Origin of the sequence: Streptomyces sp. E2N166 (genome assembly GCF_003671715.1) — a bacterium.
Taxonomy (GTDB): Bacteria; Actinomycetota; Actinomycetes; order Streptomycetales; family Streptomycetaceae; genus Streptomyces; species Streptomyces thinghirensis.
Genome location: NZ_RAIF01000012.1, coordinates 1,124,776 through 1,125,920, shown reverse-complemented (window position 1 = coordinate 1,125,920; position 1,145 = coordinate 1,124,776). Strand labels below are relative to the sequence as shown.

Here is a 1,145-nt window from a genome sequence, read left to right as displayed (position 1 = left end):
GGTTCTGAAGGGGAGGGAAACCCGAGGGGGCACGGTCGTCGACCGGGCCCCCTCGAAGTTCTCCCGGTCCTCAGAAGAAGACCCCGCACCGCAGCAGCACGTTCGCGTAGGGGCGGGCCTCCCCGGTCCGCACCACCAGCCGTGCCCCCGCCGAGAGTTCCTTCAACCGCTCGTGCGGGACGAGGGCGAGGGCGGGGAAGTGCCCGTCGAGCAGCGCGGCGGCCTCCGCGTTGGCCTCCCTCACCTCCGTCGCCGCCGTGGCGCCCTCGACCACCAGCTCGTCGAGCAGGCCGTCCACCACCTCGGCGAAGGACGGCACTCCGGCGCGGAAGGCCAGGTCGACGACGCGTGGACCGGCCGGGATCGGCATGCCGGCGTCGCACACCAGGACGCCGTCGCCGTGGCCGAGTTCGGCGAGGGCGCCCGCGAGGTGGCGATTGAGTATGCCGGCCCGCTTCACAATGCCTCCGCCTCCGCCGCCGTCGGGTACGACGCCTGCGCGCCCGCCTTCGTGACGGCCGCCGCGCCGACCCGGGCCGCGTACGCCGCCGCCTCGGCGAGCGACTCACCCGTGCCGAGCCGCCAGGCCAGCGCCGCGGTGAACGCGTCGCCCGCGCCCGTCGTGTCCACGGCGTCCACATTCACCGACGGGACCCGCGAGACGCCCGCGCCCGACGCCACCAGCGCGCCCTCGGCGCCCAGGGTCACGACCACCGAACGCGGCCCCTTGGCCAGCAGGATGCGGGCCCAGTCCTCGGGGCGCTCGCTCACGCAGGCGTCGCCGAGGATCACCCTCGCCTCGTGCTCGTTGACGATCAGCGGGTCGCAGGCCGCCAGCACCTCCTGCGGGAGCGGGCGCGGCGGCGACGGGTTCAGCACGAAGCGGCTGTCCGGCGCCAGACTGCGGACCACCTCGACGACCGTCTCCAGCGGGATCTCCAACTGCGTGGAGACGACCCGGGACGCGTGGAAGAGGCTCGCGGCGGCCCGGACGTCCCCCGGTGCCAGACGGCCGTTCGCGCCCGGCGACACCACGATGCTGTTGTCCCCGGACGGGTCGACGGTGATCAGCGCGACGCCGGTCGGTGCCCCGCCCACCAGCACGCCGACCGTGTCGACGCCGGCCGCCCGCTGCGAGGCCAGCA

Annotated in this window: 1 protein-coding gene and 1 pseudogene; both read right to left on the bottom strand. The window is 75.1% G+C overall.

Annotation, left to right across the window (positions count from 1 at the left end; translation table 11 throughout):
* Positions 1-70: 70 nt before the first annotated feature.
* Entirely contained in the window at positions 71-460 is a 390-nt protein-coding gene (gene rbsD, locus EBH09_RS12865) for a D-ribose pyranase (protein WP_121747087.1), read from the bottom strand.
* Positions 457-1,145 (bottom strand): annotated as a pseudogene (locus EBH09_RS12860) (ribokinase); the annotation flags it as partial. The pseudogene EBH09_RS12860 and the gene rbsD, both read right to left, overlap by 4 nt.